Consider the following 20,152-nt stretch of genomic DNA (forward strand, 5'->3'; position numbering starts at 1 on the left):
TTTCATGTTGAGGGCTGAGCCATGGTCTTGACCGCGGCTTACGCCCCCTGCTCAGACACCCAGTTTTTCACGCTTTCCAGGGCCGCCGGCAGGGCTGCAGGGTTGTTGCCCCCGCCCTGGGCCATGTCCGGGCGACCACCGCCGCGACCGTCCACCTGCTCGGCCACATGCTTTAGCAGATCACCGGCCTTGAAGCGGCCGGTTAGATCCTTGGTGACACCGGCCACCAGGGCCACTTTGTCACCTTCCACGGCGGACAACAGGATAATCGCCGAACCCAGCTTGTCTTTCAGCTTGTCCATGGTAACCCGCAGGGTCTTGCCATCGGCACCATCAAGCTGGGTAGCCAGTACTTTCACGCCGCCGATCTCCTGCACCTCATCGGTCAGGTCGCTGCCTGCACCGCTGGCCAGCTTCTGCTTGAGGCGTTCGATTTCCTTTTCCAGCTCGCGGACTTTCTGCGCCTGGCTGCGTACCCGCTCGGCGGCGTTGTCCGGGGTACTTTTCACCGTGGCAGCGATCTCGCTGAGCGCCCTCTCCTGCTGACGCATGACGCCCAGGGCATGCTCACCGGTGACCGCTTCGATACGGCGCACACCGGCAGCGGCTGACGCTTCCAGAGTAATACGGAACAGACCGATATCGCCGGTGCGGCTCACGTGGGTACCGCCACACAGCTCCTTGGAGAACCCCTCGCTGCCCATGCTCAGCACACGCACCTGGTCGTCGTATTTCTCGCCGAACAGAGCCATGGCACCGGCTTCACGAGCGGCATCGATATCCATCAATTCAGTGGTGACCGGGGTGTTAGCCAGAATCTGGCGATTGACCAGAATCTCGATCTGCTCGCGCTGGGCTTCACTCACCGCTTCGCCATGGGAGAAGTCGAAGCGCAGATAGTCAGACGCCACCAGAGAGCCTTTCTGCTGCACATGGTCGCCCAGCACGTCACGCAGGGCGGCGTGCATCAGGTGGGTGGCAGAGTGATTACGCATGATGGCGCGACGGCGATCCACATCCACGTAGGCGGACACTTTCTCGCCCACTTTCAGGCTGCCGCTTTCCACCTTGCCCAGGTGCACATGGGCCGCCTGGCGTTTTTTGGTATCGGACACCGCAAAACGGTTGTCGCCCTGCACCAGGAAACCACTGTCGCCCACCTGACCACCGGATTCTGCATAAAACGGCGTGCTGGCCAGCACTACCATGCCTTCTTCCCCGGCCAGGAGAGCGTCCACCGCTTCGCCGTCCTTGAACAGGCCGACGATTTCGTCTTCGTCCGCCAGTTTTTCGTAACCTGAGAAATCAGTCACCGCCTCGATGTTGAGGCGGTCGCTGTAATCATTAGCGAAGCTACCGGCACCGCGGGCCCGCTCACGCTGGGCTTGCATGGCTTTTTCAAAACCGGCCATGTCCACCGTCAACTCCCGCTCACGGGCCACATCGGCGGTGAGATCCGGCGGGAAGCCATGGGTGTCATAGAGGTTGAACAGCACCTCGCCGGGCAGCTCCTTGCCGTCCAGCTCGGCAATGGCCGCTTCCAGCACCTTCATGCCTGCGGCCAGAGTGCGGCCGAACTGCTCTTCTTCCGCCAGCAGCGCCTTCTCGATACGGGCCTGCTCGCGAACCAGCTCCGGATAGGCCTCGCCCATCTGTTCTACCAGCGCCCCCACCAGGGTGGAGAAGAACGGCTTGTCCTGGCCCAGCTTGTGGCCATGACGCAGGGCGCGACGGATGATGCGGCGCAGCACGTAGCCACGGCCTTCATTGGACGGGATCACCCCGTCACAGATCAGGAAGCTGGCGGAACGGATATGGTCGGCGATCACCCGCAGGGATTTCTCTTCCATATCCTGGCAGCCGGTGGCTTTTGCCGCGGCCTGCAGCAGCGCCTGAAACAGGTCGATCTCGTAGTTGGAATGGACCCCCTGCAGCACCGCCGCGATACGCTCCAGGCCCATACCGGTATCCACGCTGGGCTTGGGCAGCGGCTTCAGCTCGCCATCCTGCTGGCGGTCGTACTGCATGAACACCAGGTTCCAGATCTCAATGTAGCGATCCAGATCCTCGCCCTCGAACCCTGGTGGACCGCCGGGCACATCCGCCCCGTGATCGTAGAAAATTTCCGAGCTGGGACCACAGGGGCCGGTGTCACCCATCTGCCAGAAATTATCTTCGTCCAGGCGGGAGAAACGCTCGGCGCTGACGCCCATTTCCTTCAGCCAGATATCCGCCGCTTCATCATCGGACACATGCACGGTGACCCAGAGGCGCTCTTCAGGCAGGCCCAGGGTGCCGGTGAGGAACTCCCAGGCGAACTTGATAGCTTCGCGCTTGAAGTAATCGCCGAAGCTGAAGTTACCCAGCATCTCGAAGAAGGTGTGATGCCGCGCCGTGTAACCCACGTTCTCCAGGTCGTTGTGCTTGCCACCAGCACGCACACAGCGCTGGGAGCTGGTGGCACGGGTGTAATCCCGGGATTCACGACCCAGAAACACGTCCTTGAACTGGTTCATCCCCGCGTTGGTGAACAGCAGGGTGGGGTCGTTATGGGGCACCAGCGAGGAGGATGGCACCTTGGCGTGCCCCTGGCTGGCAAAGTAGTCCAGGAAGGCCTGGCGTAGTTCAGCACTCTTCATAGGAGAAACATTATCGGCTGGCTATCAGAGAGCGCCGAGTATACCGCCCTGCCGGCCCGGTTGCGATGGTTCAGTAAGCTGCGAGCTACTAGCCTCTAGCTTCGAGAACAACCCGAAAACAGAAGGTAGCCCTTCTTTAATCTAATAGCTTGAAACTAGCAGCTCGTAGCTTGTTTCTAGCCCTTGATCGCCGCCGCCAGGCACACCGCCAGCACCATCACCAGCAAAATACGCTTGAGCACTGTCGGGGAGACCCGGTGGGCGAAGCCTACCCCCAGGCGTACGCCGAGCAGGGTGCCGGCAGCCACCAGCAGGCCCGGTAGCCAGGCCACCTGGTCGCGGGCCACAAAAATGCCCAGGGCCAGCACGGTAAAACTGCCGGTGATGGCAAGCTTCAGGGCGTTGCCGCGCAGCATGTCATAGCGGAGCTGGCCCACCAGCACCGCGATCAACACAAAGCCCACGCCCGCCTGCACAAAGCCGCCGTAGGCGCCACAGAAGAACAGGCCCAACCAGCCGGCAACAGAGTCATTAGGTTGCAGTGGCAGCTCATCCGCTGCTGGCGACAGTTGATTGGGTTTGAACACCATAATCAGTGCCACCACCACCAAGGTCGTCAGCAATACCGGTTTGAGAATGGACTCCGGCAGATAGGACGCCGCCAGAGTACCCACCAGCGTCCCCAGCAGGCAGGGCACCAGAATCGCTGGCAGCGGCTTGAACGGCATGGTGCCGCGCTTGTTGAACTGGCGCACCGCCTCCACGCTTTGTATCAGCACCCCTACCCGCATGGTGCCGTTAGCCAATGCCGCGCTCATGCCACTGAGCATCAGCAACGGCAGGATCAGCAGCCCCCCGCCACCGGCCAGGGTGTTGATAAAACCCGCCAATACACCAGCACCCAGCATGGCTGCCGCCAACCAGGGATCAGACAGGTACTCCATGGAAAATCTCACACAAGCCGCAAAAGCGAAGGATACGCCGTGAACGGAATTCAAACCAAGAGGAAAAATTACCGGGCTGGCTCCGTCGACCACAAACCGGCACCGTTGGAGCCTTGCTCGCAAGGCGAATCATCCGGGTAACGTCAGCCCTTCGCTTTGCGAGCAAAGCTCCAACGGGGTGAGGATAGCAGCGATGGGAAACGGGAAGGACGAACTACAGCTCGTCTTCCGGGGAACAATCCAGCGCAGCAAAGCTCTGTTCGGCATTGAAACCGCGCTGTTGCAGGAACCTTAGCTGGCGAGCTTTTTCTTTCTGGTCCTTGCCAGGGTACTGACGAAAGCGCCGAGCCCGCACCTCCCGGGCCAGCGCGAACCAGTCCACCTCAGCCTCTGCCAGGGCCTGGGCGATCAGCTCGTTATCCACGCCCTTCAGCTGTAGTTCCTGCCGGATGCGCAGGGCGCCCTGCCCGCGATCGATGCGCGAACGCACAAAAAAACCGGCAAAGCGCCGGTCGTCGATAAAGCCGTGTTCGTCACACCAGGCCAGCACCGCTGGCAGCGCCGGTTGCTCACCGAGCTTGCGGTACAGCTTGGTTTCCAGCTCCCGGCGGGCATGATCCCGACGCGCCAGCAGGCTGACAGCCCGCTGGCGCAGTTCGGATTCAGTGAGCGGTTCACTCATTGCCGGCTTCGGCTTCCTCTTCCTTGACAGCCGGCGCCTCAGTGGGATCAGGCAGCAAGCGAGCGCGGATTTCCTGTTCGATTTCCTCGGCGACAGCCGGGTTTTCACGCAGGTACTCACAGGCGTTCTGCTTGCCCTGGCCGATCTTGTCACCTTTGTAGGCATACCAGGCACCGGATTTATCCACCAGGCCCTGCTGCACACCCAGGTCCAGCACTTCACCCAGCTGATTGATGCCCTGGCCGTAAAGAATCTGGAATTCGGCCTGACGGAACGGCGGCGATACCTTGTTCTTCACCACCTTCACGCGGGTTTCGTTACCGGTGACTTCGTCACCCTGCTTCACCGCGCCGATACGACGGATATCCAGGCGCACGGAGGAATAGAACTTGAGGGCGTTACCCCCGGTGGTGGTTTCCGGGTTACCGAACATCACGCCGATCTTCATGCGGATCTGGTTGATGAACACCACCAGGGTATTGGCGTTTTTCACATTGCCGGTGATCTTGCGCAGCGCCTGGCTCATCAGACGAGCCTGCAGGCCAACGTGGGTGTCACCCATTTCGCCTTCAATTTCGGCCTTCGGCACCAGTGCCGCCACGGAATCAACAATCACCACATCCACCGCGCCGGAACGCACCAGCATGTCAGTAATTTCCAGTGCCTGCTCACCGGTGTCCGGCTGGGACACGATCAGGTCATCCACGTTCACGCCCAGCTTCTCGGCATAGTCCGGGTCCAGGGCGTGCTCTGCATCCACAAAGGCACAGGTAGCGCCTTTCTTCTGCGCCTGGGCGATCACGCTCAGGGTCAGGGTGGTCTTACCAGAGGATTCCGGGCCATAGATTTCCACGATACGCCCTTTCGGCAGACCACCAATACCAAGAGCAATATCCAGCCCCAGGGAGCCGGTGGAAATGGACGGCATGCGCTCGCGCTTGCGATCGCCCATGCGCATCACGGAACCTTTACCAAACTGACGTTCGATCTGGGATAGTGCGGCGGACAGCGCCTTGGATTTATCGCTCATTATGACCCCTCTCCGTTTCGGCGTGACAGTCATTGCATCGCCGTTATCTGATCCGTTCTGGCTGACCTTTCGGACAGCACTGACAATATGGACAGCATTATGAACAGGTATTCCTGTCCTTTGCAACCCTGTTTATCCAATGGGCAGATTGTGACTACTGGAGACGGGCATTCAAGCCCTTGATGGCTTCCAGAATGGTCTGCTGACGAACGGCGTGACGATCACCCTCGAAATGAAAGCATTGCGCCTCGGCATAGCCCAGCTTTTGGCCCCAGGCAATCCACACCGTCCCCACCGGCTTGGAAGGCGTGCCGCCATCCGGGCCAGCCACACCGGTCACCGCAACACTAATATGGCCCCGTGAGCGGGCGACGGCACCACAGGCCATCTCCAGCGCGATCTCTTCACTCACCGCACCGTGCGTCTCAAGGGTTTCGGCGTTCACCCCCAGCAGCTCCTGTTTAGCCTCGTTGGAATAGGATACGTAGCCACGTTCAAACCAGCGTGAGGAACCGGGAATCTCAGTAAGCGCCTGAGCAATACCACCGCCGGTACAGGATTCCGCTGTCACCGCCATCAGTTGCTGCTTGAGCAGATTCTCTGACAGCTGCAACGCCGCCTGTTGAATTGAGCCTTGTGTCACACTTGCCTTCCTGAATTGTCGATTTCCCACAGGTCGGGAGATCAGAGAGCCTTAGTTTACCGACCATGGAGCCGTGCCGACACCACCTAACAAACTGCTCTGTGCCGCGTTGAAGACTACGCAGGGGTTTCAACATCCCTGCACGGGCCAGAGAGCCCTAGCGGCGCTTGCGCGGCAAGAGGGTATTCCACGCCGAGGACCAGGGCGGCGGGGATCGAGACGCTGCACGTGCAGCCGCGGCATCAGCGCCAGCAACCCACGAATACGGCCCGGGCGCGGCAGAGCCGAATGACGCACGTGATAGTCGATATCGAAGTTGCTATCGGTAATCCAGGAAAGCATCCAGGTTGCCCGAGACCCGCGAATACAGCTTCTGTTTGAACGGTCGACAGATGCCTTTCACATCCACCATGCCGCAATACACCTGTCCAATATAATCATCGATAGCAAACTGAACAGCCCCGTAAAAACAGAGCACTCGAATCACCCATCCCCTGGGCACCCGCCGAGACAGGCTGGCATGCTATGGTTGGTGACTGGCCGGCCGAGTTGGCGTCAGAAGAATAGCGAACAAAAGAATGGAAACAGCATGCGTCGACCCCTTCCAAATCTGAACTTTCTGATGACCTTCGAAGCCGCCGCCCGGCAGCTCAGCTTCAAGCAAGCGGCGAAGCAACTTCACATCACCCCCTCAGCCGTCAGCCAGCAGATCCAGCAACTGGAAGAGAGTCTGGGTGTCACGCTGTTCGAACGTCATAACCGCGCCCTGACCCTCACCGAAGAAGGCACCCGTTACCTGAACCAGATACAGCCACATCTCAAAGGGCTACGTCGCGCCACACTTGCTCTGACAACACCGCTTCACAGTCGCTTGCGGGTCAGCATGATGCCCCCGGTTGCTGCACGGGTGGTACTGCCTGGCATGGAAACTTTCCGCGAGCAGCACCCCGAAGTAGAACTGGAAGTGGAAACCAATCTGGCCAACATGGATCTCCAACAAGGTTCGTTTGATCTGGCTATCCGCTACGGGCAACCTCCCTGGCCCGGCCTCAGTCACGAAAAACTCGCCGAAGTGATGATCCAGGTCTTCACCCCCAACGGCTTCACCGACCGCTATGGGCTAGCTGGCAATGTTCAAGCCATGACAAGGGTGCCGCTGGTTCACATGACCGGCCGCCCCCAGGCCTGGCAGCACTGGTTCAACCAACTGGGACTACCGGAACCGGAGGGTCCCCAGTACTACGTCGACGATTACCCTGCTGCGATACAGGCCGCCGAAACCCTCGGTGCCGCTCTCGCTCTCTACCCGGTGGAATACTCCCTGGTACAGAGCGGCCGGGTGGAAGCACCCTTTCCGCCCTTGGGCCCATTGGACAACGCCATCTACGCCGTTTACCCGGACAACGCTGAACTCCCGAAAGGCGGCCGGTCCTTCATCGACTGGCTCAAGACACGGCTTGCCACGTTGCCGGCATGATGATTCAGATTAGCGAGCCTAACGCGAAACATTAATTTTTATCGTTTGTCCAAGCCCCCCTGACTACCTAGATTGATGTGCAAAGACGCTATAAGGAATTTGCACCATGGCAGTCGCTAAACCCCTTGCTCCTTTTCCCCCGCGCACCTTCCTTGCCCGGCACCGCCAGGACGAACTGGATGCTCTGTTCGCTACCCTTCCAGCGCCGCGCAAGAACGAACTGCAAGGCGACTATCAAGGCACCCTGCTGGGTATCAGTGGCCTGAGCAGTCTGCCCGGCGTGATCAAGTCTGGCCTCTACCGACTGCTGGCCAGTTGGCTTAATCCCTGGCAGGGAAAGCACTTCGACGCGTCCAATGGCGCCAACCTGTGGGGTCTTGGCACCCTGCAGGGCGCCTGGGGGCAATACCGGATTGAGGATCGGCAAGACAGCGATGCACTGGCGCTGGATTACGACGTCGAGGGCAATCCAGCCCTGCTTCGCCCGATTCTCGGCGAAGTACGCTACTTTCAGGACGCGCTTTATCTCGCCCGCATGCGCTACCGCACCCGCCGTGGCACCCGCACCCTGCTCTATTTCACCCTGCAGGAGACTCGCTGATGCCAGGCAGCATTGAACACCATTCCACCATTGTCATCGGCAGCGGTTTCGGTGGCGCCGTGGCCGCCAGCACCCTCACCGAAGCGGGTGAATCCGTACTGTTACTGGAACGCGGTCCCTGGCGAGATACTGACCCGGTCCGCAAAGCCGGCATCCCGCACCGCAGGCCCCTGCCCGCCGGACGCCACCTCTGGAGCGGACTGCTGCACCGTTTCGGCCAGCGCTGGCTTCCCGGCAAGGGCTTGAAGCTGTCCCGCCACGGCTTGTTTGATATTTATCTGGGCAGGGACATGACCGTGGTAGCCAGCAACGGTGTCGGTGGTGGCAGCCATGTCTACAGCGCCATGAATACCCGCCCGGAACAGCCTGACTACTGGGACCATCCCGAAGCTGGAATCCAGGCCGCCGGGATGGAACACCACTACCGCTGGATGATGCAGCGAATGGGTTCCCGCCGAGCCAGTGCCGACGACCGGATTCCCAACTGGACCCCGCAGGCCTTTGCCCACAGCACCGCCTTTGTCGCCGATGACAGCGTGCCGCAGCCGGCCATGGCCATCTGTATGGAAGGCTGCCAGGCAGACTACGCCAACAACAGCTTCTTCGGCAGCGCCAACGGCGCCAAGATGACCCTGGACCGGGCCTTCCTGTTACCCGCCATGGAGCAGGGACTGCAGGTAGCCGCGGAGCACGAATGCCTGAGCCTGTGGCGCCAACCCGGCGGGGGCTATCGACTGGAAGTCATGGACCATGCCGCACGCCGGCGCCGCTACCTGCTCGCAAACCGTGTCATCCTGGCCGCCGGCACCCTCAACACTCTGCGCCTGCTGTTCCACAGTCGGGAACTGGGCGGACTAGAGGGCATGCCGGCCCTGGGGCGAGGCTTTGGCGGCAATGGCGACAGCGTGGCCTGGTGGGGGCTGAATCAGGACGGGGCCGATTTCACCCGTGGCACCGCCACCCATGGCCGCTTCGCCCTGCGCGATCCGGTCACCGGCAAGGCTCAGCCCGGCCCCATTCTCACCCGGTATGGTTTCAACGGAATCGACACCCTGCCGCTACCGGCATCACTGAAAGCCTTCCTGCGCAGGAACGCCCTGCTGGTGGGGATGGGCGCCGACCTGGCCGATGGCGTGGTCACCTGGCAACGGGGGCGGCTGCGGATTCGCTATCTGGCCGAGAACAGCCCGGTGCTGACCAGGATCCAGCGATTATTTTCCGAAGTCGGTCGGCGCAGCCAGCGCCCCGTGCGCACACTGCCCGGCATGGCCTTTACCGTCCACCCTCTGGGTGGTGCCCGGCTCGCTGCCAGCGAACAGAACGGCGTCGTGAATGGCAGCGGCCAGGTGTTCGGCCACCCGAACCTGTACGTGGCTGATGCCGCCGCACTCCCCGCAGCGCCTGGCACCCCACCTTCCATGACCATTGCAGCATGGTCTCGGCATGTGGCAACAGGATTGATCCGCACAGGGCACAACAGGAAGAGCACAGGGAAACGCGCCCGGAGAACCATCAATACCGCCAAACCCACTGAAGCAAACACTGAACAAAGGACACCCGCATGATACAGCTTGTCTCATCCCTGCTGGCTTCCACGGCACGACAATGGCGCGGCACCTCTGCCTTGATCCGCGACGAACAGCCGCACGCCATGCTCACCCTCTACGACATGGAAGGCTGCCCCTACTGCCGCCCGGTTCGCGAAGCGCTCACCGAACTGGATCTGGATGTGCTGATCAAACCCTGCCCCAAGGGACAGGCCGGTTACTGGGACGAGCTGGAACAGCTCAGCGGTACGCGCCGTGTTCCCTTTTTTGTCGACCCAAACAACGGCCACCAGGTTACCGAAAGCAAAGCCATCATCGCCTACCTGCATACACAATACGGCAAAGGCCAATTGCCCCGCAGCAGCGAATCCCTGAAACTCAGCCAGCTGGCCAGCGCACTCCGTTTGGCAAAAGGAACACGTGGCCGCCCCTCCTGGGCGCCCCAAACGCCCCTCGAACTGTACAGTTTCGAATCCAGTCCTTTCTCACGGCTGGTCCGTGAACGGCTCACCGAGCTGGGGCTGGCTTATGTGTTGCGCAATTGCGGCAAGCAGCAGCTCAGTGATGCAGGTCTGCCATGGCTAAGGCCGGGCAAGGGGCCCTACCGTCCTGTTCCCGGCACCAACCGGGCCAGGCTCATGAAACAAACCGGCAAGGTGCAGCTGCCTTACCTTTATGACCCCAATACCCACACGGGTCTGTTCGAAAGCAGCGACATCATCCGCTACCTGCAGCAACAATACGGTGATGCCTCGACACAACAGGGAACGGCGCAATGAGCCCATGGCGCGACTGGCTGCCCTTTGGCAAGGTGCCGGAACTCTCGGCGGAACAACTGGCAGAGCGATTGAACGAGGTACAGCTACTTGATGTGCGAACCCGGCGGGAATTTCTCGCCGGACACATCTCCGGCGCCCGACACCTGGCCATTACCGCACTCAACCACGGCACTGTCGCGGCATTGCAACTGGACCAACGCCGCCCGGTGGTTGCCATTTGCCGTTCGGCCCACCGCAGCATTCCTGCCACCCGACAACTGATACGCATGGGGTTTGAGGCCTACCAACTTGCCGGCGGCATGAAGGAATGGTGGGGAAAGAATCTGCCCACCGATGAAAAGGGATACCGCCAGTGAAGAATCGCCGGTAATGGCAAACCGGGCTAATGCCCGGCAACATCAGCCAGCTTCCAGTTCACCCAGCGAAGCCTCTAAATAGTCCAGGAACCGCTGAATGTGCGGCAAGGTAACGCGGCAACCAATCACGCCGAATTCCAGGCTGTCCTTGTAACTCACCACCGTGATATTCAACGCATAGCCATGCAGTACCAGCGACACCGGGTAAGACGCCAGCAATTCAGCGCCGTTGAAATACAAGGTCTCTTTGGGCCCCGGCACATTGGAGATCACCAGATTGAACATGGGGCTGACCCGACCGGACAAACCGGTCACCTGCCCCAACGAAAGCGGCATATTGGTCATCACGGTATAGGCGTCGATGTCCGATTTCGGCATCTCGCCAAGACGGGTTTTCACCGCCTGCATGGATTCCTGAATGGCGACAAGCCGCCCCAGCGGGCTGGCAATGTGGGTGGCCAGACTCACCTGTACCGTGGTGATGGCATTGCCACCGCCTTCCGCCTGGTCCGCACTGCGCAGGGACACCGGCACCTGGGCCACCAGCGGTTCGGCAGGGAGAGCATCCAGTGATTCCAGGTAACGGCGCAAGGCGCCCCCGCACATGGCCAGGAAAATATCGTTGACGGTGCCGTTGTGCTGTTTCGCCGCTGCCTTGATCCTCGGCAAGGACCAGGACTGGGCGGCAAACCGGCGAGCGCCGGTGACCCGACAGTTAAGCTGGGTCTTGGGGGCCCGATAGATGGTTTTCACGTTGCTTTCTTTGGGCAGGCGCAGAAGATCCACCAGCTGACCGGCACCGCGGCGCACGCTTCCCACGCCATCCAGCACCCCCGACTTGGCGGCCACGGCCACGTTTTTCTTGCGCGGCTTTTTACGGCTGTCCCACTCTCCTGACCAGGGCGCAGGCAGACGCTCATCGGCGCTGCTCGCCATTCGCGACTGCATCAGATGCATGCCTGCCATACCGTCCACCATGGAATGGTGCATCTTGGTATAAAGGGCAAAGCGATTACCCTCCAGCCCTTCGATCAGATAGCTCTCCCACAGGGGTCTGCCCGGATCCAGACGCTGGGCATGCAGGCGAGAGACCAGCGCCAGCAACTCCCGTACCCGCCCCGGACGCGGCAGCGCCGAATGGCGTACGTGGTAATCAATATCAAAATTCTTGTCATCCACCCAGGCCGCATCCAGCCGGCCCGGCAGGCGGGACTGGATCTTCTGGCTGAAGGGCCGGCATACCCCGTCCACCTCCACCATGTAGCGGTAAACGCTTTCCATGTAGTCGCTGGGGGCATCTTCCGGCACCCCGAACAGGGCCAACCCGCCAACGTGCATGGGGGTTTCCCGGGTTTCCATCATCAACCAGCCGGAATCCATAATGGATAATTTTCGTGCCATCCCGATCTCCTTATTGTTATGGGCCACGGACGATGTTGGCCCCGAGGCTGTCATCTGCCAATAACCAAATCATCCATATTCATGGCGAAACAGCATTATGAGATTCGTTGCGTTTGGTTATTGCTGGCCAAATCTGGCCCTGCCCCTCAGGACAAGGCATCAGGCATATCGCTGGCTTCCAGGCTCGATAGGTTTTACATATCGAAACGATATAAGCATATATCTTGATGGAATATATCAATGCCCATAGTCTGGTTATGAATTTCACAACCCTGGAACCTACGGAGATTGCCATGGATATGAACAACCAGACTCAAAGCGGCCTGCCACGGATCAACGAACCCGCTCCGGATTTCACTGCGCTGACCACAGACGGAGAGAAGTCATTGTCAGATTACCGCGGTAAATGGCTGGTACTGTTTTCCCACCCCGCTGACTTTACGCCGGTTTGTACAACCGAATTTATGGCTTTTGCCAAGGCAGCTCCAGAGTTTGCAAAGCGCAACTGTGAACTGCTGGGTCTGTCCATCGACAGCATCCATTCACACATCGCCTGGATGCGTAACATCAAACAGAATTTCGGCGTGGAGATTCCCTTTCCGATTATCGAAGATCTGAAAATGAATGTTGCTAACGCCTACGGGATGATTCATCCGGGCGCAGCGGATACTTCTGCGGTAAGAGCCACCTTCATCATCGACCCCAATGGCGTACTCAGAGCCATGGTCTACTACCCGATGAGCAACGGTCGCTCAATCCCGGAGTTCCTGCGATTGCTCGAAGCACTCCAGACCAGCGATGAAAATGGTGTTGCAACCCCCGAAGGCTGGCAACCGGGAGACAAGGTAATCGTCCCCCCCGCGAAAACAGCCGAGGCGGCCAATCAACGGGTGGAATCTGGCGAATACGAGTGCACGGATTTCTATTTCTGCACCAAGTCCCTCTAATGCAATGCTACCCGCGCGGCCTGAGCGCCGCGCGGGGTTTCAAGTTGCAAGCAAAGGAGCACAGCAATGAAGAACGCCCATCAGATGGTCGAGGAAGCCAAACGTATCATCCACGAGATTTCTCCGGATAAAGCTGAAGAAGCACTTCCCAGCGCCGATTTGTTACTGGACGTCCGCGAACCCGACGAATTTCGTGATGGACATATTCCCGGAGCCATCAATATTCCAAGGGGACTCCTCGAATTCAAACTCAGCTCCGACCCGGAATTGGAGAATCGCGACCAGAAAGTAGTGGTTTACTGCAAAACCAGCGGGCGCGCAGCTCTTGCCGCAAGGGCACTTAAAGAGATGGGCTATTTACATATTTTTTCTATAGAAGGCGGGTTTGATGCATGGCAACAAGCCGAAAAGCCTGTAATAAAGCCCACTATGCCCGATTTCGACTAAGCCTTGCCCATGTTCGAGGGCAAGGCCTGCCTTGGCTTTCCTGTCAGGAACCCGGAGGAACTGCACGCTTCAGCGTAAAGGCGCCGCGCAACTCGCCCAGGGTATAGCCCCTGGCCTGATCCCCCGGATACAAAGCATCCAGTTGCTGACTGACGGCGGGCGCCAAATCGGTTCCATGGCAAGCCATACAGGGAGCCTGAACCGGTATCGCTTTCATGAAATGCTGAATGGTCTTGCCATTCTCTTCTCGCTCATCCATCCACTCGATAGTGCCGACGGGCTCCCCTGCCTGCAGGCGCTGCTCAAACCGGGCGAGAACGTCCCGCTCCACCTCATCCGCCGCATTGTCCAGGTTGCGCACTTTCAGGCTGGTCCGCCCGACTTGCCAACCGCTACTCTCACTAATCTGGCGAGTGAGCGGCATAGCCTGAATATGGCACACATCAATGGCCGCCACTGGCCCACCTGATTGCATGGCTGCCACCAACGCCTGCTTCAAGGCACCCGCCAGAGCCATGCTGTGCTGGCGGGGCTCCGACATGGGATCGATTGCCGCTTCAGGCGGTGCCTGCGAAGATTGAGATTGTGGTATTTCGGCATAGAGTGGTGCAACCATCGCCAACAGCAAACCACCAACATGAACCGCTTTCATGGGACTCTCCTTCATTGCTCCGGTAACACCGGCAGCTCAGAACCGGTAGCTGGCGCTGATCCAGGCATTGCGGCCTGGTTCTGTCAGCGTATCAGTGAAACTGTCCTCGCCGATATTCAGCGGATCACTGGCGGCCCGATTACGATTGATGAAATTCACGTAGCGCTTGTCGAAAAGATTATCCACCCCAAGAGCGATCTCGGCATTCTGACTCACCATCCACATGAGCCCCAGATCGACCACGGCATATCCCGCACTGGCCCGCTCTCCCGCATCCTCATTGAGACGATCATTGGCAGCGGCCAGGCGCAAAGTTATTGAAGCATCCCATTTGCCCGGCCGCCAGTGCTGGGAAAGTTGCCCCTGATAAGGGGAAACTTGCGCCAGGGTGCCGCCATCGCTGCGGTTGTCTCCTCGCATGATCAGTGCCTGGGCGCGAGTCTCCCAGTGGGAGGCATAGCGTACCCCACCTTCCCACTCCAGCCCGTACAGACTCGCCCGAATATTCCGGTAGCGATCACGCTTAATCGTACCAATCTGTACCTGTTCTCGATAAATATAGTCTTCCACATCATCCGCAAACAGGGTTAGTTGACTGTCCCAGCGGCTCGCTTGCGAGCGCAAGCCAATATCCAGCTGCCGATGGGCTTCCGGAGCCAAATCGGGATTACCAATCCACTGCTGGTTACCCATGGCAGCGTTGCGGGCAATATACAGTTCTGAGGCGTCGCCCAACCGCTCACTGTAGCTGGCACTGGCAAACCAGTGGTGGCCCTGCTGGTCCAGTTCAAATCGCAGGAAGGCGGCGGGCAACCATTCCCGCACCTCAAGATCACCCCTGACCCCGTAGGCCTGCTCATAGAGCTGTGCTGCACTACGCACCCAGGGCGGGCCGGCGGGGCGCTCGTTACTGTCCCTGGGGCGGGCCACAGCATGGTCAATTCTCACTCCACCGGACAAACGCTGCTGATCGGAAAAGTGCTGCGTCACTTCCGCAAAGCCGCCCAGATGTCGAATCATCACGTCCGGCCATAGTCGCGCCAGCTCAAGCACGGGGGAGCTTGAGACATTTCGCAACACCGCATCACGCCGATTGCGTTGGGCATTGAGGCCAAAAGCAATTTCTGTAGGGCCTGATACGGATTCCGCCATCAACTTTGCGGTCAGGGTTTCAGACTCGGAAGGCACCTCAACCTTCATGGCTGAGCCCATCTGTATGGGCGCCGGGCGAAGGCTGAAGTTATCCATGAGATGATCAACCTGGTTCCAGCTCACATTGCCCGACAGAGTCCAACGGGAACTCATCCGGTGGCGGCCTTTCAAGGCCACCGTGGTACTGTCACTGCGTGGGCTGTCCATGCCGGCTCCGGCAAACTGCACGTCCCTCTCCCGGGTTTCCTCGTATTGCACCGACCATTCACTGTCAGCATTCGGCGTCCACCCGAGGATCCCCCCCCCTGACGAATCTCATAACCGCTGGCAATTTCCCGGCCATCACCATCCTCATAATTGTTTGCCTTGCCGTACTGACCAAAGGTCCGCAGGTAGCCGTCTTCATTGCCGACAATCAGATTTGTCCATGCTTCACGACTGTCGCCATTGCTGCCGTAACGCCCCCCAAAATCACCCCGCACCGGGGCATCGTTTTCCAGGAAAACAGGCGTAACGCGACGAAACAGCACCGTACCGCCGGAGCCTCCCGGCCCGTCCTGCAAGGAAGTGATTCCCTTGCGAATCTCGATCTCATCGTAAGAGTGCAGCGGGGCGTAGGCGGTTGGTGGATCCATACGATTAGGGCAACCGCCATACACAAAGCTGTCATCAAGGAGGATATTCAGACGATTCTGGCTTTGGCCGCGTATCACCGGATCAATGCCATGTCCTCCCATTCGGACACCATCCACGCCGGGCTGTTGACGTAACCAGTCACCACTGTCGGCGGCAGAATGCAGCACATCCGGTGAGAGCTCAGAAGAAACAGCAGCGCCCACCCTTACCGTGGCAAGCTCATTTGCCGAGGCACACGCCGAGTAGACAACAAAAAAGATAACCGCACACCAAAACCGCATTTCCTGCCCCCCTTATTGACTGGGGCAATCTACAAAGGGACCAGGAAAAAGGAAATGCGGTGTTTTGCCACAGACAGGTTCCCCCCTGTCTGGACGGCCTTACCCGTTACGCCGCCAGATCATCAGCCGGGCCAAAGAACTCGAAATGGATATCCGCTTCGTCCACGCCCCGCGCTTTCAGCAACTGCCAGGCATGTTTAAGCATCGGCGCCGGCCCACACAGATAGAAGTCGGCGTGGCGCTCGCCCAGCAGCTCATCGAGCAGTGCCGCATCCAGAAAACCTTCACTATCATAGTCCCCCTGATGACGATCACTCTCTGACGGTTCACTCAAACGCAGATGAGTGCACAGGTTTGTGTAATCACGTTGCAACGCCACCAGCTCTTCAGCAAAAGGCCGGACCGCACTGTTAAGCGCGCACTGGATGAAGATCACCTCACGGCCCGGCTGGGCTTCCAGTGCCGCATACAACATGGACAACAATGGTGTAATGCCAACACCACCGGCCATCAACACCAGAGGGCGTTGCGTTTCATCACGGGTTTGCAGAGTGAATTCGCCACAGGGCGGCGCCAGCTCCAGCACATCCCCTTCCTGAATCCGGTCGTGCAGATGGTTGGAGCAGACCCCGTTAGGAGCGCCATCCACCACCGCCAGCTCCCGTTTGACACTGATCCGGAAGTAATCCGCTCCCGGACGATTGGACAGACTGTAGTTGCGCATCACCGGCTCACCATCCTGCGGAGTCAATCGCACGGTAATGTATTGGCCCGGTTGGTGGGCCTGGAGCGGCTGACCATCCTCCGGCGCCAGGTACAGTGACACGATATTGTCGCTGGCTGCCTCCCGTTTTTTCACCACAAAGCGCTTGAAGCCGGTCCAGCCGAAGTCCGTCTTCTGGTCCTGGTAAATCTGCTGCTCCCGGTCGATGAAGATAGTCGCCAGCACCCCATAAGCCGCCGCCCAGGCATCAATAATCTCCGGGCTGGCCGCCTCCCCCAGCACTTCCTGAATAGATGCCAGCAGGTTCTCACCCACGACGGGGTAATGCTCCGCCTGAATCCCCAGGGAGGCATGTTTCTGGGCAATCAGCTCCACCGCGTCGGCCAGTGCTGCCGGATTTTCAATATGCTGAGCATAGGCACAGATAGCCCCTGCCAACGCCCGCTGCTGAGTACCCGCTTTCTGATGGGCCGGGTTGAAGAACGTCAACACTTCCGGGTTTTCCCGAAACATGCGCTCGTAGAAGTGCCGGGTCAGCACCTCACCATTTTCCTGCAGGACGGGAACGGTTTGCTTGATCACTGCCACCTGATTCGCTGTCAGCATGACTGCCTCCTAAAAGTGGTATTTTACATGCCTGTTTATAAAAGGCATATTAGATACCTCTTTTGAACGGGTCAAGCCATGCAACTCTCTACCCATACCGACTATTCCCTGCGCACCCTCATTCATCTGGCACTGAAAGAGGGAGGGCGCCCGGTGACCGTGCAGGAAATTGCCCGGGACTACGGTATTTCTGCCAACCATGTGGCCAAGGTGGCCCAGACTCTGTCGCAGCTGGGCTATGTGAAAAGTCTGCGTGGTCGTGGTGGCGGTCTGGTGCTGGCGCAAACGCCTGCCGCCATCAAGGTCGGGAAACTGGTGCGGGAAACCGAAAACCTGAAATTGCTGGAATGCTTCGGGTCGGACTCAACCTGTCCCATCGACCCGGGCTGCAAACTGAAGAATGCACTGAAGAAAGCACAGAAGGCTTTTCTGGCGGTGCTGGACGAATACAGCCTTGAAGACATGGTGAAAAATGACAGGGAGCTGGAGAAACTGCTGTTCCGGGGCAAACCGGCCTGAAGAGACCGCTGGACAAACCGGGCGGCTCTGCTAATCTCAAGCCATGAACCCGATTCGCACCACCATTGCCGCCACCGACGGTCTGATCTCTTGCCGCACTGCCAGCGCTTTCGCCCTGGTTACGAGTACCCCTGCCTTTCTCTCCTGACGCCGAACACCCGACGGAAACCGGGGGTTCGGCGCCCCCGGCAAACACTCATCACACCGTCAGGAGAACATCATGAATACGCTACCCCCAATTACCGTTAGCACCACTGATCGCGACCGTCTTTTTGCCCTACTGGACAACTTCAAAGGGGAGTCGGACCAGATCGATTATCTTTACGATGAGTTGGCCCGTGCCCATATTGTTGAAGCTGATGCCATGCCGGACGATGTTGTGACGCTGGGTAGCCGCATGCGTTTTCGCAATGAGTCCACCGGCAAGGAACACGAACGAGCACTGACTCTTCCCCATGAAGCACAGTCAGTCAGCGACGCCATATCCATTCTCACCCCTGCCGGAGCGGCGCTGCTGGGCCTGAAGGTGGGGAACGACATTCAATGGCCTCTTCAGGGGCATTTTCTGCGCTTGCGTTTGCTGGCTGTAAGCCGAACATAACCCCGGATAAGCCTTCAACAGTTTGATACTCTCTGGAAACTGACTCACTCATACAACAACACAAGGACTGCTCATGAAGATGGAAACCCTTGCCGTGCGTGCCGGCTTTCAGGTGGACCCCACGACCAAGGCGGTTGTGACACCGATCTACCAGACCACGTCCTATGCCTTCGACAACACCCAGCATGGGGCGGATCTGTTTGATCTGAAGGTGCCCGGAAATATTTATACCCGCATCATGAACCCCACCAATGCGGTTCTCGAAGAGCGGGTCGCTGCCATGGAAGGAGGCGTCGGCGCCCTGGCCGTCGCCTCCGGCATGGCCGCCATCGAGTATGCGCTGGAAACCATCACCGAAGTGGGCGATAACATCGTCACTACCAGCAAACTCTACGGTGGCACCTACAACTTCTTTGCCCACAGTCTGCCGCGCCGGGGCATCGAGGCACGCTTTGTCAGCCATGATGATTTTGATGCGCTTGCCGCATCCATCGATGACAACACCAAGGCCATCTTTTGTGAATCCGTGGGCAACCCCGCCGGCAATATTGTCGACATCGAACGCCTGGCCGAGGTAGCCCATCAGGCCGGCGTACCGCTTATCGTCGACAATACCGTCGCCACACCTTACCTGTGGCGGCCCATCGAGCATGGCGCCGATATCGTCGTGCACTCGCTGACAAAGTACATGGGTGGGCACGGTAACTCCGTGGCCGGGATTATTGTGGATTCCGGGAAATTCCCCTGGACCAAGCACAAGGAGCGTTTCCGGGTACTCAACGAACCCGATCCGTCCTACCACGGCGTGGTCTACACCGAAGCCCTGGGCGAAGCCGCCTTCATTGGTCGCGCACGAGTGGCCCCGCTTCGCAACACCGGCGCCGCGCTGAGCCCGTTCAATACCTTTTTGATTCTGCAGGGCATTGAAACCCTGCCGCTGCGCATGGATCGCCATTGTGAAAATGCACAGAAGGTGGCCGAGTTCCTGCGCGATCACCCCCAGGTGAACTGGGTGAACTACGCAGGGCTGCCGGAAAGCCCGGACAATGCACTGGCGCAGAAATACATGGATGGCCGCGCGTCCGGTATTCTCAGCTTCGGCATTGAGGGCGGTCAGGAAGCCGGTGCCCGTTTCATTGACGCCCTGCAATTGATCCTGCGGTTGGTGAACATTGGCGATGCCCGCTCACTGGCCTGCCACCCCGCTTCCACCACCCACCGTCAGCTGGATGACAAGGAATTGGCCAACGCCGGCGTCAGCCGCGAGATGGTGCGCCTGTCCATCGGTATAGAGCATGTGGACGATATCCTGGCAGACATCAGCCAGGCTCTGGACGCCGCACGCTAGAACGTGGCCTACAGCAGGACCGGCCCGAACGGCAGGTAAATTCACTGAAGCATCGTTGTGTCAGCACCCGTTGGAGCTTTGCGAGCAAAGCTCCAACGGTACTCGCTACATCTTGTAGTCAGCGCCATTCTGCACTGCCC

The 20,152-nt window shown here is 59.2% G+C and carries 21 protein-coding genes; 10 read left to right on the plus strand and 11 right to left on the minus strand.

Annotated elements, in window-relative coordinates:
- Positions 1-38 precede the first annotated feature (38 nt).
- The 6 genes from alaS to ACMG4M_RS12525 form a co-directional block, all read right to left on the minus strand.
- Complete coding sequence (gene alaS / locus ACMG4M_RS12500; protein ID WP_272961709.1) at positions 39-2,639, minus strand: alanine--tRNA ligase; 2,601 nt, start codon at positions 2,637-2,639, stop codon at positions 39-41.
- A gap of 176 nt (positions 2,640-2,815) precedes the next feature.
- Positions 2,816-3,583: a sulfite exporter TauE/SafE family protein gene (locus tag ACMG4M_RS12505; protein WP_035246462.1), complete on the minus strand. Its 768-nt coding sequence runs from the start codon at positions 3,581-3,583 to the stop codon at positions 2,816-2,818.
- A gap of 214 nt (positions 3,584-3,797) precedes the next feature.
- Positions 3,798-4,265, minus strand: coding sequence for a regulatory protein RecX (locus ACMG4M_RS12510; RefSeq protein WP_035246461.1), 468 nt, complete (start codon positions 4,263-4,265; stop codon positions 3,798-3,800).
- Positions 4,258-5,295 carry a recombinase RecA gene (recA, locus tag ACMG4M_RS12515; protein ID WP_035246459.1) on the minus strand — a complete coding sequence of 346 codons (1,038 nt, stop codon included), beginning with the start codon at positions 5,293-5,295 and terminating at the stop codon, positions 4,258-4,260. Before recA ends, ACMG4M_RS12510 begins: the two co-directional genes overlap by 8 nt.
- A gap of 154 nt (positions 5,296-5,449) precedes the next feature.
- Positions 5,450-5,938 (minus strand): CinA family protein, encoded by a 489-nt coding sequence (locus ACMG4M_RS12520; RefSeq protein ID WP_035246457.1) that lies wholly within the window; start codon positions 5,936-5,938, stop codon positions 5,450-5,452.
- Between the two features lie 129 nt (positions 5,939-6,067).
- The gene (locus ACMG4M_RS12525) at positions 6,068-6,280 is read right to left on the minus strand and encodes a wax ester/triacylglycerol synthase domain-containing protein (RefSeq protein ID WP_084573426.1); all 213 of its coding nucleotides are present in this window, start codon (positions 6,278-6,280) and stop codon (positions 6,068-6,070) included.
- Between the two features lie 247 nt (positions 6,281-6,527).
- On the opposite strand from ACMG4M_RS12525, the gene ACMG4M_RS12530 reads away from it, so the two are divergent.
- The 5 genes from ACMG4M_RS12530 (at position 6,528) to ACMG4M_RS12550 (ending at position 10,698) form a co-directional block, all read left to right on the plus strand.
- Positions 6,528-7,415, plus strand: coding sequence for a LysR substrate-binding domain-containing protein (locus ACMG4M_RS12530; RefSeq protein WP_035246455.1), 888 nt, complete (start codon positions 6,528-6,530; stop codon positions 7,413-7,415).
- 106 nt (positions 7,416-7,521) lie between these two features.
- Positions 7,522-8,016: a hypothetical protein gene (locus ACMG4M_RS12535; RefSeq protein WP_035246454.1), complete on the plus strand. Its 495-nt coding sequence runs from the start codon at positions 7,522-7,524 to the stop codon at positions 8,014-8,016.
- The gene (locus ACMG4M_RS12540) at positions 8,016-9,581 is read left to right on the plus strand and encodes a GMC oxidoreductase (RefSeq protein WP_272961711.1); all 1,566 of its coding nucleotides are present in this window, start codon (positions 8,016-8,018) and stop codon (positions 9,579-9,581) included. The genes ACMG4M_RS12535 and ACMG4M_RS12540 overlap by 1 nt, the downstream gene beginning before the upstream one ends.
- Complete coding sequence (locus tag ACMG4M_RS12545; protein ID WP_272961712.1) at positions 9,578-10,342, plus strand: glutathione S-transferase N-terminal domain-containing protein; 765 nt, start codon at positions 9,578-9,580, stop codon at positions 10,340-10,342. Before ACMG4M_RS12540 ends, ACMG4M_RS12545 begins: the two co-directional genes overlap by 4 nt.
- Entirely contained in the window at positions 10,339-10,698 is a 360-nt protein-coding gene (locus ACMG4M_RS12550) for a rhodanese-like domain-containing protein (RefSeq protein WP_035246450.1), read from the plus strand. The genes ACMG4M_RS12545 and ACMG4M_RS12550 overlap by 4 nt, the downstream gene beginning before the upstream one ends.
- 42 nt (positions 10,699-10,740) lie before the next feature.
- Here ACMG4M_RS12550 and ACMG4M_RS12555 read toward each other — a convergent pair whose 3' ends face one another.
- On the minus strand, positions 10,741-12,099 hold the full coding sequence (locus tag ACMG4M_RS12555) for a WS/DGAT/MGAT family O-acyltransferase (protein ID WP_035246448.1): 1,359 nt from the start codon (positions 12,097-12,099) through the stop codon (positions 10,741-10,743).
- 293 nt (positions 12,100-12,392) lie between these two features.
- Between ACMG4M_RS12555 and ACMG4M_RS12560 the strand changes: the two genes are divergently transcribed.
- Complete coding sequence (locus ACMG4M_RS12560) at positions 12,393-13,046, plus strand: peroxiredoxin (RefSeq protein ID WP_035246856.1); 654 nt, start codon at positions 12,393-12,395, stop codon at positions 13,044-13,046.
- Positions 13,047-13,112: 66 nt separating this feature from the next.
- Positions 13,113-13,493 (plus strand): rhodanese-like domain-containing protein, encoded by a 381-nt coding sequence (locus tag ACMG4M_RS12565; RefSeq protein WP_035246446.1) that lies wholly within the window; start codon positions 13,113-13,115, stop codon positions 13,491-13,493.
- A 43-nt stretch (positions 13,494-13,536) separates the two neighbouring features.
- Here ACMG4M_RS12565 and ACMG4M_RS12570 read toward each other — a convergent pair whose 3' ends face one another.
- The 4 genes from ACMG4M_RS12570 to hmpA all read right to left on the minus strand — a co-directional run bounded on the left by ACMG4M_RS12570 (position 13,537) and on the right by hmpA (position 17,544).
- Positions 13,537-14,145 (minus strand): DUF3365 domain-containing protein, encoded by a 609-nt coding sequence (locus ACMG4M_RS12570; RefSeq protein ID WP_272980156.1) that lies wholly within the window; start codon positions 14,143-14,145, stop codon positions 13,537-13,539.
- 36 nt (positions 14,146-14,181) lie between these two features.
- Complete coding sequence (locus ACMG4M_RS12575; protein ID WP_414430141.1) at positions 14,182-15,555, minus strand: TonB-dependent receptor domain-containing protein; 1,374 nt, start codon at positions 15,553-15,555, stop codon at positions 14,182-14,184.
- Positions 15,465-16,214 carry a TonB-dependent receptor plug domain-containing protein gene (locus ACMG4M_RS12580; RefSeq protein ID WP_414430142.1) on the minus strand — a complete coding sequence of 250 codons (750 nt, stop codon included), beginning with the start codon at positions 16,212-16,214 and terminating at the stop codon, positions 15,465-15,467. The genes ACMG4M_RS12575 and ACMG4M_RS12580 overlap by 91 nt, the downstream gene beginning before the upstream one ends.
- Before the next feature lie 106 nt (positions 16,215-16,320).
- Positions 16,321-17,544, minus strand: a complete 1,224-nt coding sequence (gene hmpA / locus ACMG4M_RS12585) for an NO-inducible flavohemoprotein (protein ID WP_035246441.1) — start codon at positions 17,542-17,544, stop codon at positions 16,321-16,323.
- Positions 17,545-17,622: 78 nt separating this feature from the next.
- Between hmpA and ACMG4M_RS12590 the strand changes: the two genes are divergently transcribed.
- The 3 genes from ACMG4M_RS12590 to ACMG4M_RS12600 all read left to right on the plus strand — a co-directional run bounded on the left by ACMG4M_RS12590 (position 17,623) and on the right by ACMG4M_RS12600 (position 20,012).
- Positions 17,623-18,063, plus strand: coding sequence for an RrF2 family transcriptional regulator (locus ACMG4M_RS12590; protein ID WP_272961716.1), 441 nt, complete (start codon positions 17,623-17,625; stop codon positions 18,061-18,063).
- A gap of 220 nt (positions 18,064-18,283) precedes the next feature.
- Entirely contained in the window at positions 18,284-18,664 is a 381-nt protein-coding gene (gene rnk, locus ACMG4M_RS12595; RefSeq protein ID WP_035246438.1) for a nucleoside diphosphate kinase regulator, read from the plus strand.
- A gap of 73 nt (positions 18,665-18,737) precedes the next feature.
- Positions 18,738-20,012 (plus strand): bifunctional O-acetylhomoserine aminocarboxypropyltransferase/cysteine synthase, encoded by a 1,275-nt coding sequence (locus tag ACMG4M_RS12600; protein ID WP_414430143.1) that lies wholly within the window; start codon positions 18,738-18,740, stop codon positions 20,010-20,012.
- Positions 20,013-20,152: the final 140 nt, after the last annotated feature.

The sequence above is a fragment of the Alcanivorax sp. IL3 genome (genome assembly GCF_047495465.1).
Taxonomy (GTDB): Bacteria; Pseudomonadota; Gammaproteobacteria; order Pseudomonadales; family Alcanivoracaceae; genus Alcanivorax; species Alcanivorax jadensis.